Source organism: Motilimonas sp. 1_MG-2023 (assembly GCF_030547455.1).
In the GTDB taxonomy this organism is placed as follows: domain Bacteria; phylum Pseudomonadota; class Gammaproteobacteria; order Enterobacterales; family CBDFNC01; genus Motilimonas.
In genome coordinates this window covers 20,178-40,072 of sequence record NZ_JAUOPX010000015.1, presented here as the reverse complement: position 1 = coordinate 40,072, position 19,895 = coordinate 20,178, and the positions used below count along the sequence as shown (strand labels likewise).

Sequence of the window (19,895 nt, the reverse complement as noted above, 5' to 3'; positions counted from 1 at the left end):
TTAAGCTTGTTTGGGTATATATCCCTATATGCTTTGCGTTTTCATCCCTTAAACGAAATGTTGCTGCAAATATATACTTTATCCGCTGGTCATAAGCTTAAACAAAACTGAGGTTAATTAGCCATTAACACTCTGCTTTAAATGCTCGACAAAGCGTTGAAATAGTACGCTTTGTCTCTTGTTCTCTTGGAATACTAAATACAGTGGTCGGTATAACGGCTTGGCTAAATCGAGTGCCACTACCTTGCCGCTTTGCAGGGCATCGGTGGCGGTTAATTCGGAGATACAAGACAGCCCTAAATTACTCGACACGCAGTTAATAATGCCCATGGCTTCATTAAGCTCAAGGGCGAGGTGCCACTGGTTTAAATGTGGGGCAACTTCACGATTAAATAGGGCGCGACTGCCTGAGCCATCTTCTCTTAATACCCAATTTTGCTGATCGAACGCGTGCAGTGGCAGTTGTTTCTGTTGTGCTAAAGGGTGGTTGGGAGGCGCAATAATACACATGCTGTCTTGATGCCAAGGGATCAACACTTGGCCGGGTAAACAGACATTAGCTTCAATTAAGCCTAAATCGAGCTCGTAGCGGGCCACTAACTGGCACACATCACGGCTGTTCATAATTTGCAGGCTTTGTCTTTGATGGCCAGTCAGTTGACGAAATTGTGCTAACAACGCCGGCATCAGTTGATTACCAATGGTTTTACTGCAACCTATGTGCAACTCACCACTGAGCTGGTTGCCATCAAACAAGCTGCTAATTTCGTCACTGCGCGATAGTAACTCATGGGCTAAAGGCAGTAATAGCTCTCCTTGGCTGTTGAGTTTGAGACGGTTAGGCAAACGCTCAAATAGGCTTTGATTAAGCTGATGCTCTAGCTCTTTGATGGCCATGCTCACGGCTGGCTTAGTCAGTGAGAGGGCCAGTGCAGCCTGGCCGATATTGGCGCTTTTTGCCAAGGTGGTGAAGATGCGCAATTGCTTCAGCGTGATATTCATTAAATGCCTTCTCGTTAGTGCAATCTTTATACCCAAGTTACCTCAAGATGCTTGTTTAGCGAGAATTTGTAGGCTGTTAGGCGCGACGCTGATTTGAGACATAGTTATTCTACGTTGAAAATCAGCAACAAAGCATAACAGCCTACAAAACTCGCCCTTTGGGAGCGGCTCTGAATCCTGCATCTTGAGGTATCTTGGGTATATCATGGACAATGTTAACCGATGAGTGTTCACTAAGACTAATTTTACAAAGAGCGAGGTCTTGGAAGAAGTGTGTAACTTTTACCTAGTTCACTTTTATTTTGTAATATGTACCTATCGAGTAGTATTTTGATACTGGGTGAGAATGTTAAATATCTTTAACATTCATATTGTTATAGTTTTTTATGTTTAGGCATAAAACTTGAAGACCATACAGGTAACCGCGTATCGCTAACTATCAGGAGAGTCACTGCAATGAAAATGACCAAGTACTACGTGCTACTACTATTAATAGCAGCTTGCTTTGTTTGGTTTAGTTTTGGTCATTGGTATCTATTGATACCCAGCTTGTGGCTTTTTACTGCTCTTGCGAGTGTGACCTTTGCTTACACTATGAATTATCCGGCTTTATTTCGGAAGTCGGTGACAGGTCAAATTCCTTGGTGGGTTAAGCTAATTTTACTGCCTTACTTGGTTGGCGCTCAGTTGTATAACTCTTTTATGCGCTTGTACGACTCAGTGCCCGCCATACAACAAATTACACCAAACTTATATTTGGCTGCTCGGCTTTTCCCCAGCGATATTGAAACACTTAAAGCTGAAGGTGTTACCGCCATTCTAGATGTCACCTCTGAGTTTGATGGCTTTAATTGGTCGGCAGAGCAAGAAGGGCTTTATTATTTGAATATTCCTATTTTGGATCACTTTTCACCAACTGAGGCACAGCTGCAACACGCTATCCGCTGGATTGGTGCACAACATAAGTTAAAGCAAAAGGTGGTAGTGCATTGCGCCTTAGGTAGGGGCCGTTCGTTTTATATGACCTGTGCGTATTTGTTGATGTCTGAGCCAGATTTAACGGTCAGAGAAGCCATTGAAAAAATCCAAGCAGTTAGAACCACGGCTAGATTGAATGCGAAACAAATGAAGTCATTGCTAACCCTAAGTAAAGACATGGCAGAGCGAATAAATCCCCAGCTTCATTTGATTGTTAACCCCGTTTCAGGTTCAGGTAAGTGGCAACAGTATGCGAATCAAATTGTGGGCCAGTTAACGCAGCAATATGAACTGAATTTTTATTTTACTGAGCCTGACGTCAATGTTACTGATGCGGTGAAATCCATGCTGCAACAAGATCAAGCCATGACTTTTGTTGCCTGTGGTGGCGACGGTACGGTGGCTGAAGTGGCAACCGCAGTGAAAAATAGCCCACATCGTTTAGCTATTTTACCTTTTGGCACGGCGAATGCGTTGGCTCACGTGCTGTTTGGTGTTGGCACTAAAATTGATCCCATTACTCAAGCCTGCCAAGCATTGTTTAAAAATGAAGAAAAGCAAATGGATACCATGCTTTGTAACCAGAAAATTGTACTGTTAGTGATCGCCGTTGGTTTTGCAGAGCAAATGATCGATCAGGCCGATCGTACGCAAAAAAATCAGCTTGGCCAGCTTGCTTATATACAAGGCTTTATCAACGCGGTCATAGATAATAAAGCGCAAGACTTAAAGGTGCGAATAGATGAGGGTGAGCAGCAAGATTTTTCTTGTTGTAGTTTAGCGATTGCTAATGCTGCCCCGAGTACCACAGTGTTAGCGCAGGGTGGTGGTGAGCCTGATTGGCAAGATGGTTTGTTGGATATTACACAAATTGAGCATGATCCAAGTGTCACGCACCGAGTTTTAAGCTTGGTAGAGCTAATTAATAACTCTTTAAACAATGCGTTAAATGGTGAAGCGTCTCCTAACTATCGTGTTGCTCATTGCCAAGCGAAGAAGGTTCAGTTGTTTAGTGAGGCTGGCTTTCAATACAGTATTGACGGTGAAATAGCCCAGGCAACACAGTTGGATATCGAAGTGTTGCCTGCCAGCTTGCGCGTTATATGCTAGGGCAATGATCTTTGGTGATGATTTTTATAACAAATGCTGTCCGAAGGGGTCGGCCAAAGCCCTTCTGGCGTAAACATTTTCTTTTTGTTGAGTAGTATTTGTTTAGGATGCCTAAGCGGTACACTACTCGTCACGATAGACACGCTTTTATCTCGAGCAGAATTAAACCATGAAAGCTCAGTAGACTCTAACAATAGTTAATATAAATCAGTCAATTAATAGGGTAGAGTAGTATAGATACTGGTTGAAAGGATTAAAAAAGTGAAGACAGTTTTACTCGTTGATGACGATCTTGAATTTACTGAGTTAGCTTGTCGTATTATTGAATATCTTGATTGCGATGTTTATTCTGCCGCCACTTTGGCAGAAGCAAAGCAGTGGCTGAATAGCCAGTTATTCGATCATATTTTACTCGACTTTATGTTGCCTGATGGCAGTGGCTTGCATTTAATTGATTTCGTAAAAGCGAATAAAATTAAGTCAACTATTACTATGATCACTGGTCATCCGGCGGTTAAAACAGCCATTTCAGCGATGTGCCATGATGATATTGGTCATTTAACTAAACCTATTGAGGCGGAAGACCTTAAAGCAATTTTTTATCCTCGCTCGGCTCGAGCTAAAGCGAACAAAGAACAACCCGATGCTGTGCTTTACTTTGACTGCTTACTTGGCGAATCAGCACCAATGAAAGAGATGTACACCATGATTGAGCGGGTGGCAAAAACCAATGCCAATGTCATGTTGCTGGGTGAAAGTGGTGTCGGTAAAGAAATGGTGGCACAAGCAATACATAATGCCAGTGAATATACTGGAGAGCGTGTTTCTGTTAACTGTGGAGCGATCCCGAAAGACTTGATTGGCAGTGAGTTATTTGGTCACGAAAAAGGGGCGTTTACTGGTGCAAGTGGACAAAAACAGGGGGTTTTTGAATTAGCTCAAGGTGGTACCTTGTTTTTGGATGAGCTAACTGAAATGCCTATTGATATGCAACCAAATTTATTGCGTGTGTTAGAAACACAAACGGTTACTCGAGTGGGTGGTAATAAGAGCATCCCTATTAATTGTCGTGTCGTTTCAGCAACGAATCGCACTGTAGAAGATATTGCAATGAACAATGTGCTACGCGAAGATGTGTATTTTCGCTTAGCCGTTTTTCCTATCACGATTCCTCCCTTACGGGCTCGTAAAGAAGATATTCCTTTGCTTGCACATTATTTTTTAGGGTTATTAAACAAAGAACATAGTAGTCAACTTCGCCTGCGAGATGAAGATATGGCAAAGCTTTTAGAGCATCATTGGCCAGGTAATATTCGCGAGTTAAAGCACACCATTCATCGCGCCTTTATTATGGCTGATATGCAAGCGGGCAATCTGGTTTTTCCGACTACTTTTGAGTCTCCTTTCTCTCTTGCGCGAGACTCACTTACGGGGAAAGGAGGCGCGAACGCAGTCAACGTTTCGGCTGATTCTGAGCCTGCTAACTTACAATATGTCGCACCTAGCGCACCGATAACAGCCGTGGAAACTTCAATTACCGTTGGCCAAACGATTGATGAACTTGAAAAAGAATTGATCTATAAGACGTTGGCTTCAGTAGAAGGTAACAAAACTAATGCTGCTAAAATGCTGGGTATTAGCACCAAAACATTATACAACCGCCTGAATGCTTATGAAGAGTCTTCCGCACCTTAAAATCAACCCAAAGGAGTGATGGGAAATGCAGCAGCCAGAAGAGTTAGAAACCGTCATCCATGATGCGCGTAAACCCCTTAATCATATTTCAATGCACGCAGAGTTAATTAAGCTGATGGCCGATCAATCAGCGAGTGAAACAGATTTAAAACAAGCCGCAGACCAGATCATTAAAGCCGCTAAAGAATGCAGCGCTATCCTGCAAACTCTCGTTAAATAGTCACAGGGAATTAAAAATTAATGCAGCTATCAAGCCTTTACAATCGGTTAAATACCACTAGTTTGGCGTGGTTAGGTGCGGCGATCATTGTGGTAGCGATTATTGTTAATGCTGCCATTGGTCTTGATAATATTCAGGATTTGGCAAACATACAAAAGCGGTTACAAAACACCAGTAAAGTCATGTTGGTCGTCGATAGCCTGCATATTGATATTTTGAACGCTGAAACGGGTCAACGGGGATATTTATTATCAGAAAACACCAGCCATCTTGAGCCTTTCATTAAAGCTTTGGAAAAATTTTCTGACAGCTTAAAGCAAGTAGAACAGGTTCAATCACAAAGCCACGAACAGCAGCAAAGAATTGATGCTTTCGCTCGGCTTGCAGAAGCTAAGCTGAAGTCGTTGCAGGAAAGTGTTGAACTCGCGGTAGGGTTAGGGGCAGAAGTTGCGCAGCAGGGTGAGGAAGAAGTTGATTTAACTCAAATGAATATTCGCCATTTGTATCAGTCGATTATTATCCAGGAAACCAATATTCGCAATGACTTGCTTGCTCGCTTAGATGACTCTCGAGCTAAGGCAAACCGTAATATTATTTGGTTTACGTTGCTCAGCATACTGATGTCTGGTGCGGTATTGGTGCTGATAGCAAAACATTTAAATAGTATTCGAACGGCAAAAAGCAATTTAGAGAAATACAATGCCCAGCTAGAGTCGAAGGTGCAAGAGCGCACTCACGCACTGGAAGTGTATGCCGAAGAGCTAAATCGAAGTAACCGAGAGCTAGAAGATTTTGCGTTTGTTGCTTCCCATGATCTGCAAGAGCCACTGAGAAAAATTCGTGCTTTTGGTGACCGTCTTAGCAGTAATTATGCGGATCAGCTTGGTGACAGGGGCATGGATTATTTAGCTCGTATGAACTCAGCGGCGCAGCGTATGTCTGTTTTGATCAGTGACTTATTAGAGCTTTCTCGTATTACCACGCGAGGCAAACCTTTCCAGTTGGTTGATCTCAATGACTTGTTAATGCGAGTGCTCGATGACTTAGAAATTGCAATCCAAGACAGTGGGGCCCAAATTACGGTCGCTTCACTGCCCTGCATTCAAGCTGATGCCAGCCAGTTGAGTCAGTTATTTTCAAACTTAATTTCTAATGCGATTAAATTTCGCGAACCAGAGCAAACACCCAATATTATCATCGGAGCTAATAGTATTAGCCCTCCTGTACAGGCGAACATATCGAATGATAAACCTTGGCTTGAACTCACTATAGCTGATAATGGCATTGGTTTTTCAGAGCAATACAGTGAAAAAATATTTACTCCATTTCAACGCCTGCACAGTCGCAGTGAATATGCCGGAACAGGCATAGGCTTAGCCGTTTGTCGGCGGATCATCGAGCGCCATAGTGGCCAAATTTCTGCATCCAGCACACCAGGTGTCGGTGCTACTTTTACTATATTACTGCCCATAGATGCAGACCTTTTTACAGTTGAGGACGGAAAAGTTGAATTACTTAAAACCCCAAGCAATTAGTATTCTAATGGCAGATGATGATGAAGATGATCGCATGCTGACTCAAGACGCTCTTGATGAAAGCAGAGTGTTAAACACGATTAATTTTGTTAATGACGGCGTAGAACTGATTGAGTACTTACGCAATGAAGGGCGTTATCAAGACCGTGAGCTTTATCCTCGCCCGAGTTTGATCTTACTTGATTTAAATATGCCGAGAATGGATGGTCGTGAAGCCCTTAAAGTCATTAAAGCAGATGCGGATTTACGTTCAATTCCTGTGGTGATATTAACCACTTCCAAAGAGGAAGAAGACAAGCTTCGTGGCTATGATCTAGGTGCGGCCTCTTATATTGCTAAGCCCGTTAATTTTGAAGGGTTGGTTGAGCTAATGAAACATTTAGGCAAATATTGGATTGAGATCGTTGAGCTGCCTTAAAAAGTGAACTACGCCAACGTTACATTTATTTTTTATGCCGAGGCAGGTTAATGGATAATCGCATTGTTAAGTTACTACTGGTTGAAGATGATGAAGATGACTACATTCTTGCCATGGATTATTTGCAAGAAATACCAGATTTTACATTTGAAATTAAATGGTTAAGTGACTACCAATCGATTATTGAGATATTGCAACAAGAGTCGTTCGACTTATGTTTACTTGACTACCAATTGGGCGCTCATACTGGGCTTTCAGTACTAGAAGCAGCTAAAGCAATGGGTTGTGACACGCCTTTTATCATGCTAACGGGGCAGGTTGACGAAGTGCTTGATGCCAAAGCGTTAGCGTTGGGGGCTGAAGATTTTCTGGTAAAATCGGAAATTAATAGTGTGCGTTTTATCCGTGCCATTCGTTACGCTCTTGCGCGCAAAGAGTTGGAAAATGAAAGGTTAGAGCGCTTGAGAATTGAGTCAGACAGCCGTGCTAAAGATCGGTTTTTAGCGCACTTAAGCCATGAATTGCGGACGCCATTAACTTCTATTATTGGTTACACCGACTTACTGCTCAGTCGAGCCGAGCTCGATGCGATTAAGCCAGAGTTATCAATTATTAATAGTAATAGTCAGCACTTATTAGCGCTGCTTAATGAGGTGCTCGATCTATCCAAAATCAGAGAAAATAGCTTATCTTTGAATAAAGATACCTTTTTGCTATCGCCTTTTTTAGCAGATTTACAAAGTTTATTTAATATGGCTGCGGCTAAAAAAGGTCTTAGCTTTAAGATTAACAGCAAGGAGCGACTGCCCGAATCAATTTTTTCTGACTCAACTCGACTCAAGCAAGTGTTGATTAACACCATATACAATGCGATAAAATTTACCGAGTCTGGTCAGGTCTCCGTCGATTTAAGGTATCAGCAGCAAGCCGAAAAGGGGTTGTTATTTTTTTCAGTGGTGGACACTGGGATCGGTATACCAAAGGATAAGTTAAAGCGAATTTTTAAGCCTTTCGAACAAGTGCAGGAGGTGACGACCCGCACGGAAGAGGGCGCTGGTTTGGGCTTGGCCATCAGCGCTTCGTTAATCGAGTTACTAGGTGGGGAGCTAAAAGTAGAATCAGTTTTAGGTGTTGGTAGTACTTTCACCTTCTCTATTGATACGGGCTTAAAGCGACCTAACTTAGTACCACTTATTCTTGCTCCACCGTTAGCGGGACAAGAGAAAGAAGCATCACGGCCAATGAAACTTAATGGCCAAGTGCTGGTTGTTGAAGATGTTCCAGAAATACGCACTTTACTTTGTAATATTATTTCAGCTACCGGCGTGACGGTTACCAGTGTGGCAGACGGTCAGCAAGGTTTGGCTCTGTTAACAGGTAAGCAGCATCATTTTGATTTGGTTTTCATGGACCTTCACATGCCTGTGATGGGTGGACGAGATGTTGTAGTCGCAGCAAGAAATCAAGGGCTTGAGCTGCCAATTGTGGCGTTAACAGCCGCCGCACTAAAAGGCAGTGAAGAGACTTTACAAGCACTTGGATTTAATCGCGTGTTGACTAAGCCGATAGACACCGCACAATTACAAGCTTGCTTAGCGCATTTTTTACATCCGCAAGCCAGTGTCAGCTCGTTAGCAAGCAATAATGAACAACCCGGTAAGTCAGGCAAAAAAATACTATTAGTAGAAGATGATGATGATGCTCGTGAGTTGATGTGCATGCTACTTAAGTCATTGGGAGCCGAAGTTTATTGTGCGGCCAGTATTCAATCTTGTTTAGCCCTTTATAGCCAGGTTGATGCCCTTGATTTAGTGATCCTTGACTTAATGTTGCCTGATGGCTCAGGGTTGGATGCCGCCACGCAAATTAGGGCACAAAACTCGGAACAAAATTTGGCTATTATCAGTGGTTATGAACCAGAGCCAGAACAGTTAGTGTCGCTGGGGATAGCGCATGTATTGTTAAAGCCTGTTTCATTGTCGGATTTGAGCGCATTGTTAACTTAATTTAACCGCTTTCGATATCATTTAGCCTCAGCCTGTGTCTGGCTATCTTAGCCAGATAAAGTATGTTTTACAGCAACATGTCTTTGTCTGGGAATGAAAGCATAAAGCGAATAGCAGCACATACATTGCGCTTTTGCAGGAAAGCACACCGTTCATTAACCCAAGATCCGGGTTATCTCGGTTTTATAAAACTGTCTGCTAATCGTTTAAGCATGACTACTTTTCTTAATGTTGAAAACTTACCGTGGCGTAACATGATTATTGATGTAATAGCTGCCCCGGTAACGAAGATGGGTGAACTCGCTAGGCTTTTACAGTGGGCGCTCAAGATTTTCTGGTGTAAATGGCTATCGAACACACAGGCTTGATATTTGGCTTTTTTTACCATGACATCTTGATTTACGGATTGATATATAAAATCGGCAAGGCGTGTCATAAAAATCCTATTTTATCTGACTAAAAAATCCATCTATAAACTCATCGTAAGTGATATCAAACAACCAACTTGCGGTGGATAATAGATAATAAATAGCGATCAAGTTAGCGACTAACACAAGGCCAGAAGCCGCAAATACATTTAACCCTAGGCTGATGAGCGAGAAAGCAATCAGTACTTGCAAGCCAACCCATACGGCACAAGTTAAAAATACGGCAGTGGCGATCAGGGTGATGATAGCAATCAGCATTTTTAAGTTAGCCTTTGCTTTGGCTTTTATTAACGCAAATACAGCGTTAAGTAAGCATGCGTAACTATCTATTAAGCGGCTACCTAACGCAGGGAGCGCGTTTAGCTGCGCCCCCAGCTCTGCTGAGCCTTGAGTTTTATACCCCGAACTCTGTGACTCTTGCATCTTACTTATTCCTTAATAGCATGGTTAACAATGCGCCAGCAGTGAAAGCGATACCTACTGTTTTCACTGGGTTTTCACAAGCGTATTTTTTAACTGGTGAATTATTCCATTTTTGTTGTAGCAGGCGTGTTTGCGCTTTCATTGCTGCACTGGATTGGCCACTTTTTGCTCTTAAACTCTCCTCTGTTGAGGCCGCTGAACCATGCAGCGAGTCGACAGTGCTGTGTAGTGATGCCGCGACTTGGTCTGCCACTGGGTGAGCCGGCGCCTGATTATTGGCTTGTTGTGATTCAGTTTTTGCGTTATTTGTATTCTTGGTAGGCATAGTGTCTCCTCAATAATAAAAAAGTATTCACTTCTGGAAAATTTTTGAGTTAGCGGAAATGACGCTCATAATGAGCGTCATGAATTTGATTCTAAGAGCTTTTTACTATATCTAAGTTGGCCGTTACGTCTTTCACATCTTCTGCATTTTTAGAAATACTAATGGCTAAATCTTTTTCTGCTTGTGAATCCACTTCACCAGTTAATGTGACGATGTTATTTTTAACGTCCACATCAATATCGGTACCACTGATATCAGTATCAAACAGTAGGCGAGTTTTGATGACCGTAGCAATTTTGACATCAGTAAAGCTTGATTCAGCCATACCTCTTTGTTTTTCTAGCTCCTTACGGTCGATGCCTTCCACCACTGTAATCTGGTTATCGACTTCTTTTACGCCATCAATGCCAAGCACTAGCTCTCGGGCAAGTTTTTTATCAACGTTATGGTCCACTTGACCTGTCAGTATCACTACACCATTTTTTACATCAGTATTGATATCGAAAGAGTTAACATTTGGATTAAATAAAAGTGTCGCTTCAGCTTTGCCATCAATCCAGGCGTCGTTTGCTTCTTTTTCCCAAACGTTGTTTGCTTGTGCAGTTGAAACAGAAAGTGCAGATACCATAGCTAATGAAATAAGAGTGCGTTTCATAATATTTCTCCATTTTAAGTTTAACGATTAAGTTGATGTCACAGCTAAGGTATTGCAGAACACGTGCCAATTATTATTTTCCTTTAAAATCAGTCGCTTGTTGTTTTTTGTTTGTTGTGGCGAATATATTTTTGTAAGGTTTACAGGTTGTGCTGTAACTTTTTCAAGTAATAAATACCGGATTTACCTCATTGCTACACGGCGAGTAATAAGAATGGGCTCAATCTCTTGTATTGAATGTACTATGTGATGAAACCTGGTATTAATTAGGGAGATGATTTGTTTTATGTTTTTGTTTAATAAGTAAAAATATTTTTTGAAGAGGGTGTTGGTCTTCTCTTTGCATTACCTGAAGCCTATGCAATCCAACCATTAGGACCCCGTATTTATGAAAACCTTTCTTATCAACAATCATCTGGCTGATCTCACCACCTCCACTCCCTCCGCGCCGACATTAGAACAACCCTGGCAGTTTTCTATGCAGGGAGTAAATGCTCAAGTTGTTGAGTTTTTACATGCTGCAGGAGAAATGCTACCTGCTTTATTACTTGGCGTTGTGGCAATAATAAGCAGTTATTTTTTGGCTAAGCCACTGTCTTACCTATTACTTAAACCGTTGGGCTATATCAGTGAGAGCCGTTTGTTATATGTTGTCACTCGGCGATTCATTAGCATCTTAATTATATTGTTTGGCGTATATTTATTTCTAAAGTTAGCTGGCCTAACACAATATGCTGTTGCGGTGATGAGTGGTACTGGACTGCTAGGGTTAATCTTAGGCTTCGCGTTCAAAGATATTGCCGAAAACTTTATATCGAGTCTGTTACTGAGTGTGCAACGGCCTTTTAAGATTGATGACGTAATTGAAGTGGATGGCCGCCTTGGAGTAGTAAAAAAAGTAACGGCGCGTGCGACAACATTAGTTGATTTTGATGGCAATCATATTCAAATACCTAATGCTACTGTCTATAAGAATGTGATTAAAAATCTAACCGCTAATCCAAAGATGCGCGGGCATTTTATGTTAGGTATTGGGTACGATAATGATATTCGCCGCGCACAAAGCCTTGCCGTTAGTATTATAAAAAATCAGCCTGCAGTATTAAGCGATCCCGCCCCACAAGTGTTGGTTGATAATCTAGGCTCAGCAACGCTCAACTTCAGCATCTATTTTTGGGTGAATAGTGAACAGCATAGTGCGATGAAGGTTTCCTCACACTTAATGCGGGAATTGGTTAGTGGATTTATGCATCATGAGATCAGTATGCCTGATGATGCACGCGAGCGAGTGCTACTTAACAGCCAGGGCAGGGATATCTTCTCTATGGAAACCAGTGCCCAACCTCCAGCACCTAATGCAAAAAATAGATTGCATCATCCGAAGCCATCAGTCATAGAGCAGCGCGAGCAAAGTAATGTGGATGATACTAGCAGTGACGCAAATGAAATTCGTGAACAGGCCGATGAATCACGAGATCCAGAACAGGGTAATAACATTATTTAGCTTTGGATTTGGCCATGGCATGGTTGAGCAGTGCTCCTTCGCTCTGGTTTGTACCTAATGAACCGCTTTGCGGTTCTTTGCTAATTTATTAGGCGAATAGCTTCACCTGGGGAGTAAGGTCACCATTTGGTCTAAGGTGGTGCAACTTTATAGATATGCTTTCTTTGCTCCTCTCTAGGAAGAAATGTTTACAAATTATTCATAAGTGATGGTGAGTACTAATTACATTGGGCATGTAACTGTTACAGAGTGGAAGGTTTTACGTGGTAGCTATTATTTCCTAAGTGGTTGTTTATTAATTGCTTTTATAGTTGGCATGTCTTCTGCATTAGTTCAGGTGTAATTAACTGATTACATTTAATTTAAACCATAAATAAGTGAACAGGAGATAGAGTATGTCTAATTCAAATTATGAGATGGGCCCAATTAAAGAATTGGTAAAAGTGTTGAATGGTGGCATTGAATTTTACAGTGCAGCAAAAGAAAAAACCTCAAATGGTAACCTTGTTCGTGTTTTTGAACGCAATATTCAAGAAAAAGCCCTTGCCATTTCTGACTTACAAACATTCATTTTAATTGACGATGGTCAAGTCGAGACCGATTCAGCCCTGTCCGTTGAGCTGCGAGAAGCCTATACCAAGATCATTGCACTGGTTAGCTCTGACTCTGATCATACTTATATTTCACAGTTAGAAGAAATTGAAGATAAAGTGCTAGAAAAGGTAGATGCGGCATTGCAAGAGATGCTACCTGCAGACTGTAAAAGTAAGCTATTGCAAATCCAAGTACGAATGCAAAATTGTCATGATGAAATGAAGCAGTTGCAATTAATGACAGCTTAACTTTTTAACTAATTTTGAGCTGATTTCTTAACTAAGTTTGAGGAGGTAACATGTTACATTGGGCATTGACTTTTCTAATTCTTGCACTGATTGCCGGTGTATTGGGGTTTGGCGGCATAGCTGGTGCGGCAGCTGGAATAGCTAAAATATTGTTTTTCGTTTTTATCGTATTTTTAGTTTTGTCTTTTATCGTTCCTATGTTCAAAAGACCCCGAAGTTAAATGGAGAAACACATGAATACAATTATTAATCTTGCAAAAGTTTTTGGTGTTGTCGCTATCTTATCTTTAGTTGGTTGTTCGGAAGGTCCGGCAGAAGAAGCGGGTGAGAAAATAGACGAAGTTGTTACTGATAGTAGAAATGCACTTGAAGATGCTTGTGAGGATATTAAACAAGCTGCTGATGCTCAAGAAAGTGACTGTTAAGGTTGCATCTGCCAGACTCTTTAAGTCCATTGTTGACTCACAACCTGTAATTTTAAAATACAAAGCCCCTTGTGCCAATAACTCGTACGGGGGCTTGTTACCTTGATTGCTTCAATTCGTAAATAACATCAATTTTTTGCCCTTTCTTAGTATTTTCTTGCCTAGGTGTGAAGTTTACAAAGTTTTAAGCCTTCTCTGTTGTTGCTTTATGGTGCAATATAAAACTGAAATTTAGTCATACAAGGATGTGATGATGACAACCAGAGAAAAAACCGAATTTATTAAATTGATTGAAGGTCTAGAGCAAGGCAGTACGGATCAAAATTCCCTTTGGCCGGTCTTCTTAAATACGGCATTTTATATTCCATTAAATGCTATTAAAACGGCACAAGGCGAGAGCCATACGCCTGCTTACGCGCCATCTCATGTTAATGAAGGCGTTAAGTCGTTAGTTATCTCGCAATTCGCGGCTGATGTAGCAGAGCTAAGCCAACATATTAGTAAGGTTCAAGGCGGCGATTTACTGCAAACATTGCCACCCAAAACCGAGTTAATTATTCCGATTGGTGATAATGCTTTTAACATCTCCGCTGAGACGGTGTCTTGGTTGCGAGAGAACGCTCGTCCGGCTTAATTGATATCAAGTAACACCACTGCTTAGTCGGTGTTACTTCTCCTGTGCAAGTAGTTAATAAGTTAAAGTCTGCTGTGAAGGCTGCCCAGAGTAGCGAAACGCAATTGCTTTGAGTTTATCTAACTCCTGCTGACTAGTTTTTTTGGTTACCAAGGCAAAATCACCTGAATAGACTTGTGGTACCATTGCCGATTTTCCCGCTATATCCAATTTAATCGCTTCGGCCATGGCTACGCCATTGTCATCATTCATCCGCATAATAGTGACGTCTAATTTACCTTGTTGCAGCGCGGCGAGTTCTTGTTCTCCTCCGCCCCAACCATTCACCATGACTTTATCTGCCAGCCCTTTTTCCCTGATGGCATCTAGCACCCCTAGGGCTAAATCTGTCGCGCAGGCGTAAATAAATTTAACCTGAGGATGCTGTGTGAGAATGTTTATTGCACTGCGGTAGGCCGACTGTCTTGATGCTTGAGTGTAGTAGCTTTGCACCATTCTTAGGGATGAAGTTTGCGTTATATCATCAATAAAGCTTTGCCCACGTGTCTCACTGATGACGCCGGGAGACCAAAGCACCACGCCATAATCACCTTGGCTCTGAGTTTTCTCTTTAAAGTATTGGCTTAGGGTTTGACTGCCTCTGGCATGATCAAAGCCCACATACAAAAATGGTGGCGTATCTTGCCATTGCAACACAGGTGTGGTGATATTTTGCAGAATAAGTTTACTCATACCAATTTTCAGAATGCGACTGATGAGCTCACTGTGCTTCACGGTATCTAAGGTAAAAATGATGTAGTCGGCGCGATAGCGAGCGGCTTTATTAATCAGTCGCTCTTGTTGCTCTTGCGCCATATTTGGGCGGGTGTAGTGGGTTTTTATCTCATATTGAATATTAAGCTCATTGAGACGAGCTGTGAAAGAAGCAATGCTACGACGCCAATAATCTGAAATTTGTTTACCAGGGTAAATAACAAATATGCGTAGAGGTCGAGGTTGTATTATCTGACTTTTTTGACTGGGAGAGCTAACAATAGAGGCAAACTTTTGGCTGATAAAACGCTGCTCTGGGTGCTGCTCTAAGTAAGTAGAAAGTGGGGTGAAAGTGATAGGGCTGGCAAGGAGAATGGGGCTATAGATTAGAAAAAATGAACACAGAATATTTGTTACTAATGTTCGCCACGCAAGCTTAGTTAAAATATACATCATTCCCTTCGTCAAAAAAGTTAATCAATAACATTAAGATACATTATTCTTTACTTTATTTTGACAACTTAAAGCTTAAATAAGTGAGATCTGTTCAGCACTTTACTTGATTAAGTCAACGGCTGTTGACCTAATCCAAGCTTAAGTATTTAGTATGGTTTAAATGTTTGCGGCTTTTGACTCGTTAGATGCTTGATCTTGTTCGGCTAACTTTTTGGCTCGAAGTTCTGCGATAGCACGATCTTGATTTAATTTTCGACGGCGGTTGAGTAAGGCTAGTTGTGCCGCAAAAGTACCAATAAGTGCGCCCACTAAAATATCTTCCGGTCGTTGCAAACCCATTAGTAAGCGGCTGAACATAGCCACAGCCGCCCAGCCTAAAATAATGAAACCAGTGAGGGTTTGTTGGCGTGAAAAGAACAAGGTGGCAAAGTAGAGTGCGATTGTCATGCTAGCAATAGCATGTGCAGAAGGCATCGCATAGCTGGTCTCCATGACCCATTCAGATTTAACGTATTCAGGCACACCATGGGCTTGGGCTAATGCATTTGACATTAGGGCGTGTTTTTCTGCCATTGGCTGTTGGTAGTACTCAGCAGATAATAAGCCAGCATTAACTAAATTGACCACATTCGGTCTCGGTTGCTCGGCAATAAATTGCAATCCCCAGCCGAGTAACAAGGCAATGGTGAGTAGTGGAAAAGCACAATAAAACACCCGCCAACATTCCTTTGCGGTGCTGGCATAGTGAATTGATAAAAAAATGAGAGGAATAAAAATTCCTTGTGTAGATCCTAAAAAGCTTAAAGAAATTAATGTATTACCAATAAGTTCTTGTTGGGGAATAAAATCAAACCAAGAAAATTGAAATAGATGGCTCAGCAAAGAGAGGCTAAGCAAACTAAAACTAAATAGAACAGAAAAGCGCATGGTATTTCCAACTTCGGGTGTGATTTTACAAAAGAGAGGTAGTGTAAACGGGGTTGCGTTGAGACTCAAACCAGAATAATAACATAATCAGCAGGCGGCTAGTGCTGTGGTGAGCCTAACTGCAAGGAGAAGCAAAATGACATATTGTAAATTCCATATGGGTCAGCTGGTCGATCATCAAGTACATGGGTATCGAGGCGTGATTTATGGTGTTGATGCCACTTTTAATTTAGCTGAACAGCAATATCAACATTTAATTAGCGCGCAGGTAGAAATGCTACAACCTTGGTATTTGGTCATGGTTGATGGTTCTAATAAGTTGGCTTATATTGCCGAGTCCAACCTGTTAGTTAGCACCGATCATGAACATATAGAGCATCCTATGCTAGCGCTTATTTTTACTCACTTTAACGGTGAGCGTTATTTTCTAAATGAATCTATCCATTAGGGTTACCTAACCCCCTCTGGGTAGTGGCTAGGATGTAAATTGCTGTTTTGTTAGCCACTTCCCTGTTTCTTTCCGCATTTTGTTGTACCCTATCCGGCTCAAATTAGCATGGGGCGTGTCACCTTACTGTTAATGTACACATTATAAGAAGAGGAGCCTAAGGTCGACAGACCCTAGCGCTATCCACAGGGATATATTAAATGGACGATAAAATTACAAAAGATCCCGCCTTTTTGGACCTGTTAGGGCAAGGGCAACCGTTACAAGCACAAAAGTATTTGGTCGACACTTATCAATTGGGGGTCGTTGATGCTTCACTTCGCGTTCGCGCGATGCAATCTATCAGCCATACCACACTGAAAGGCCGATTTTACCGCGCATGTTTGCGCATTGGGCAAATTATGGGACTCGCTTTATTTGCGCTTTCTATTTACTGTTTCTTGCATTTAGGTGAAGTAAACAAGGTAACTGAGAACATTCAAGCCTGGCCTCGAGTTACCGCCGATCAGTGGCAACGCCAAGGTGATCAAATTGTGTACCTTTACCAAGTAGCGAGTGAAGAGTACCAAACCGAGCAGGCGCGTCGTCCAGCATTAAATGTTGCGACGGGGTTGGCTGAAATGGCAGGACAACCTTTGGTATTGGCTTATCAGGCTGACCAACCTAGTGTGGCTTATCTTTATGCGAGCAATAATTTGTATACGAGTACTATGCTGTTGTTAATTACTGGTTTATTGTTATTAGCTATGTGTCAGTTTTTTTTGTGGCGCCATCGGTGTAAACATCGTCGCCCATAACATCCGTTGGAGTGGTGTTTAGGCAGGTTACGTTAAACCGTCACGCACTGTAACTTTTTCGGTTTACAGTGCTGGTGAAAGGCCATCACATTGGCTTGGTAAGCTGGTTTATGAAGGTAGAACCCCTGAAACCAATGACAACCGTACGATTTTAATAATTCATGCTGCGCCTGCGTTTCTACCCCTTCTGCTAATGTTTCAACTGCTAGGGCTTTAGATAGCTCTACAATGGCTTTTATGAATGCTTGGCCTGAACTGGATTGGTCTAGTTGTTCGATAAAGCTATGGTCAATTTTCAGGCCGTCAACAGGTAGCTTGTGCAAGTAGCTGAGTGATGAATAGCCAGTCCCAAAATCATCTATCCACAAGGTAAAGCCTGCCGCTTTGAGTTTAGCCAGCTGTTGGCAGCAAAAATCAATGTCAGTTAATAATTGTGTTTCAGTGATTTCTAGGATGATACGGCTAGCTTTGATGTGGTATTCACTGAGGCTAAATAGCAGTAGCTCAGCCAGTTCGGGGTTGTTTAACATACATGCGGCGACATTGATAGATATTTTAAAACCTTCTTGCTCATTAGTGAGCAGCTCTTCAAACGCCGCACAGCTTTGCTCTAGTACGTATAAGGTTAAATCTTCAATTAATACCGGGAACTGTTCTGCTATTGGAATAAATTGTGCTGGTGAAACTGGACCCAGTTTTTGGTGATTCCAGCGCACTAAGGCTTCCACACCCACCATGCTATTGTCGGGATCAAAAATGCCTTGGAAGAGTACATAGAGCTCCCCTTTATCAATGGCTAGTTGCAGGGATTTTTTCAGTGTTTCAGGTTGCCACTCATTTTGATTACCACCAGCGATAAAATGAGTATATTTGTTTTTCCCTTCATATTTGGCGGTGTGCATCGCTATTGAAGCCGCTTTTAATAAACTATCAAATTCATTTCCATCGCGTGGCCGAGACGAAATGCCAATACTCATGGTGAGTTGGTGAGCACTTTGTTTGGTATTGAGTGCTTGCTGTGACATGGCTAATAGTTCACTGGCAATTTGTGTACTGATCGCTTCACTTTGTTCATGTGCAACAACCAATAAAAATTCATCCCCAGATACGCGCGCAATTAAAGCCGTTTGTTGATATTTTCTAACTAGTTGTGTGAGGCGTTTGGCAAAAGCACGTAAGGTTTCATCACCTTCTTTATAGCCCATGGTGTCATTAATACGTTTGAAACCGTCTAAGTTAATAACGGTTAAACTAGCTTGAGCACCTGTTTTTTCACCGAGTAATAATCGTGAATGATGGAAACAGCCTTCACGATTATAGAGGCCAGTAAGGGGGTCATACCATGCCAATTGTGACATTTCATTGTAGCTGTCGACTAAATTGTTACGCATTTTTTGCAATGACTGCGACAACTTCCCTAACTCATCAGTGCGCTCAAGTGCCAAGGTGACATCTAAATCTCCTTCGCCAAGACGTTGCGAGCGACTGGTTAGCAATCGAATCGGGTGAATAAAATGACTGGTAATCATATAGCAGGCCGCGAGAGCGAGTAGAGTAAAGATCAAGGTGCCGCTAATAGCTTGGATTAAAAACTGCAGTGAGCTATCACTTAAACTACGCTCAAGATTATTGCGTAGTAAGCTGGTTTCTTTGGCAGTACTTATCGGGAAACCTATAACTAGCATGGTGTGACCACCATTATTGGGGCTAGGGATGGGGCTGAACAGGTTGACGATATCATTAGTCACCAGCTCTGACTGATACTGTAATTTAGGTAGGTTATGTGGCCATAAATTTTCTTGTTGCTGATAAGGCCCAATTAAGTGTCCTGTTTGATCATAGATAAATGCATAGCTTAATTGGTTTTTTTCAACAAGCTCAGCTAAATTTTGTAGGCTAGATAGTTGATTTATTTGATTGGTTTGGCTGAGCTGAGCCACGAGTAACTGGCTTGTGATTTGCCCTTGCTCGCGCACTTTGCTAACGAGTGTGTCACTTAGTTGATTTTGTGCATTGCTACTGAATTCCTCTGCAATATCTTTACTGATATTAGAGAATATATAGATAAATAAGCACAGTAAAACACCTGTTAAGCCGAGTAAGGTTAAGCTATATTTGGCTTGTAATGGCAGGTCTTTTTTTAACAACACCATGTCCTTGAATGAGGAGTAAGTTAATCTTTTATACCGAAAGATGGTTATTTCAGGGCAAACTCAATGCTTCGCTGATTACATCAGTGTATTTTGCAGGCATATTTTTTAGCTGTTTAATATTTATGTCTATATTTAGTTTCCATACAAGTTGTTAAATGTGA

Annotated in this window: 20 protein-coding genes; 13 read left to right on the top strand and 7 right to left on the bottom strand. The window is 41.7% G+C overall.

The window, feature by feature from the left end; translation table 11 throughout:
• Window positions 1-117 precede the first annotated feature (117 nt).
• Window positions 118-1,002: a LysR substrate-binding domain-containing protein gene (locus Q4519_RS10095; protein WP_232802629.1), complete on the bottom strand. Its 885-nt coding sequence runs from the start codon at window positions 1,000-1,002 to the stop codon at window positions 118-120.
• Window positions 1,003-1,458: 456 nt separating this feature from the next.
• Here Q4519_RS10095 and Q4519_RS10090 point away from each other — a divergent pair, with 456 nt between their 5' ends.
• The 6 genes from Q4519_RS10090 to Q4519_RS10065 all read left to right on the top strand — a co-directional run bounded on the left by Q4519_RS10090 (window position 1,459) and on the right by Q4519_RS10065 (window position 8,964).
• Entirely contained in the window at window positions 1,459-3,090 is a 1,632-nt protein-coding gene (locus tag Q4519_RS10090; protein WP_303511923.1) for a diacylglycerol kinase family protein, read from the top strand.
• Between the two features lie 261 nt (window positions 3,091-3,351).
• Window positions 3,352-4,785: a sigma-54 dependent transcriptional regulator gene (locus tag Q4519_RS10085; protein ID WP_232802627.1), complete on the top strand. Its 1,434-nt coding sequence runs from the start codon at window positions 3,352-3,354 to the stop codon at window positions 4,783-4,785.
• A 25-nt stretch (window positions 4,786-4,810) separates the two neighbouring features.
• The gene (locus tag Q4519_RS10080; protein ID WP_232802626.1) at window positions 4,811-5,005 is read left to right on the top strand and encodes a histidine kinase; all 195 of its coding nucleotides are present in this window, start codon (window positions 4,811-4,813) and stop codon (window positions 5,003-5,005) included.
• A 20-nt stretch (window positions 5,006-5,025) separates the two neighbouring features.
• Window positions 5,026-6,540, top strand: coding sequence for an ATP-binding protein (locus Q4519_RS10075; RefSeq protein ID WP_303511921.1), 1,515 nt, complete (start codon window positions 5,026-5,028; stop codon window positions 6,538-6,540).
• On the top strand, window positions 6,512-6,958 hold the full coding sequence (locus tag Q4519_RS10070) for a response regulator (RefSeq protein ID WP_232802624.1): 447 nt from the start codon (window positions 6,512-6,514) through the stop codon (window positions 6,956-6,958). Before Q4519_RS10075 ends, Q4519_RS10070 begins: the two co-directional genes overlap by 29 nt.
• Window positions 6,959-7,008: 50 nt before the next feature.
• Entirely contained in the window at window positions 7,009-8,964 is a 1,956-nt protein-coding gene (locus Q4519_RS10065; protein ID WP_303511920.1) for a response regulator, read from the top strand.
• 443 nt (window positions 8,965-9,407) lie between these two features.
• On the opposite strand, the gene Q4519_RS10060 is transcribed toward Q4519_RS10065, so the two are convergent.
• The 3 genes from Q4519_RS10060 to Q4519_RS10050 all read right to left on the bottom strand — a co-directional run bounded on the left by Q4519_RS10060 (window position 9,408) and on the right by Q4519_RS10050 (window position 10,795).
• The gene (locus Q4519_RS10060) at window positions 9,408-9,815 is read right to left on the bottom strand and encodes a hypothetical protein (protein WP_232802622.1); all 408 of its coding nucleotides are present in this window, start codon (window positions 9,813-9,815) and stop codon (window positions 9,408-9,410) included.
• Window position 9,816: 1 nt separating this feature from the next.
• Window positions 9,817-10,140, bottom strand: a complete 324-nt coding sequence (locus tag Q4519_RS10055; RefSeq protein WP_232802621.1) for a hypothetical protein — start codon at window positions 10,138-10,140, stop codon at window positions 9,817-9,819.
• A 91-nt stretch (window positions 10,141-10,231) separates the two neighbouring features.
• Window positions 10,232-10,795: a BON domain-containing protein gene (locus Q4519_RS10050; protein WP_303511918.1), complete on the bottom strand. Its 564-nt coding sequence runs from the start codon at window positions 10,793-10,795 to the stop codon at window positions 10,232-10,234.
• Window positions 10,796-11,183: 388 nt separating this feature from the next.
• Between Q4519_RS10050 and Q4519_RS10045 the strand changes: the two genes are divergently transcribed.
• From Q4519_RS10045 to Q4519_RS10025, 5 genes are all read left to right on the top strand, one after another.
• Complete coding sequence (locus Q4519_RS10045; protein WP_303511916.1) at window positions 11,184-12,299, top strand: mechanosensitive ion channel family protein; 1,116 nt, start codon at window positions 11,184-11,186, stop codon at window positions 12,297-12,299.
• A gap of 395 nt (window positions 12,300-12,694) precedes the next feature.
• The gene (locus Q4519_RS10040; RefSeq protein ID WP_232802618.1) at window positions 12,695-13,141 is read left to right on the top strand and encodes a PA2169 family four-helix-bundle protein; all 447 of its coding nucleotides are present in this window, start codon (window positions 12,695-12,697) and stop codon (window positions 13,139-13,141) included.
• A gap of 50 nt (window positions 13,142-13,191) precedes the next feature.
• On the top strand, window positions 13,192-13,362 hold the full coding sequence (locus tag Q4519_RS10035) for a DUF1328 domain-containing protein (RefSeq protein WP_232802617.1): 171 nt from the start codon (window positions 13,192-13,194) through the stop codon (window positions 13,360-13,362).
• A 12-nt stretch (window positions 13,363-13,374) separates the two neighbouring features.
• A complete protein-coding gene (locus tag Q4519_RS10030; RefSeq protein ID WP_232802616.1) occupies window positions 13,375-13,566 on the top strand; it encodes a hypothetical protein in 192 nt (63 codons plus the stop codon).
• A gap of 253 nt (window positions 13,567-13,819) precedes the next feature.
• Window positions 13,820-14,200 (top strand): hypothetical protein, encoded by a 381-nt coding sequence (locus tag Q4519_RS10025; RefSeq protein WP_303511911.1) that lies wholly within the window; start codon window positions 13,820-13,822, stop codon window positions 14,198-14,200.
• A gap of 54 nt (window positions 14,201-14,254) precedes the next feature.
• On the opposite strand, the gene Q4519_RS10020 is transcribed toward Q4519_RS10025, so the two are convergent.
• Both Q4519_RS10020 and Q4519_RS10015 read right to left on the bottom strand, forming a co-directional pair.
• Entirely contained in the window at window positions 14,255-15,409 is a 1,155-nt protein-coding gene (locus Q4519_RS10020; RefSeq protein ID WP_303511909.1) for a substrate-binding domain-containing protein, read from the bottom strand.
• Window positions 15,410-15,565: 156 nt separating this feature from the next.
• Window positions 15,566-16,336, bottom strand: coding sequence for a phosphatase PAP2 family protein (locus tag Q4519_RS10015; protein ID WP_232802613.1), 771 nt, complete (start codon window positions 16,334-16,336; stop codon window positions 15,566-15,568).
• A 136-nt stretch (window positions 16,337-16,472) separates the two neighbouring features.
• Here Q4519_RS10015 and hspQ point away from each other — a divergent pair, with 136 nt between their 5' ends.
• Window positions 16,473-16,784 carry a heat shock protein HspQ gene (gene hspQ, locus Q4519_RS10010; RefSeq protein ID WP_232802612.1) on the top strand — a complete coding sequence of 104 codons (312 nt, stop codon included), beginning with the start codon at window positions 16,473-16,475 and terminating at the stop codon, window positions 16,782-16,784.
• Window positions 16,785-16,984: 200 nt separating this feature from the next.
• A complete protein-coding gene (locus Q4519_RS10005; protein ID WP_303511907.1) occupies window positions 16,985-17,581 on the top strand; it encodes a hypothetical protein in 597 nt (198 codons plus the stop codon).
• A gap of 32 nt (window positions 17,582-17,613) precedes the next feature.
• On the opposite strand, the gene Q4519_RS10000 is transcribed toward Q4519_RS10005, so the two are convergent.
• The gene (locus Q4519_RS10000) at window positions 17,614-19,728 is read right to left on the bottom strand and encodes an EAL domain-containing protein (protein WP_303511905.1); all 2,115 of its coding nucleotides are present in this window, start codon (window positions 19,726-19,728) and stop codon (window positions 17,614-17,616) included.
• Window positions 19,729-19,895 lie beyond the last annotated feature (167 nt).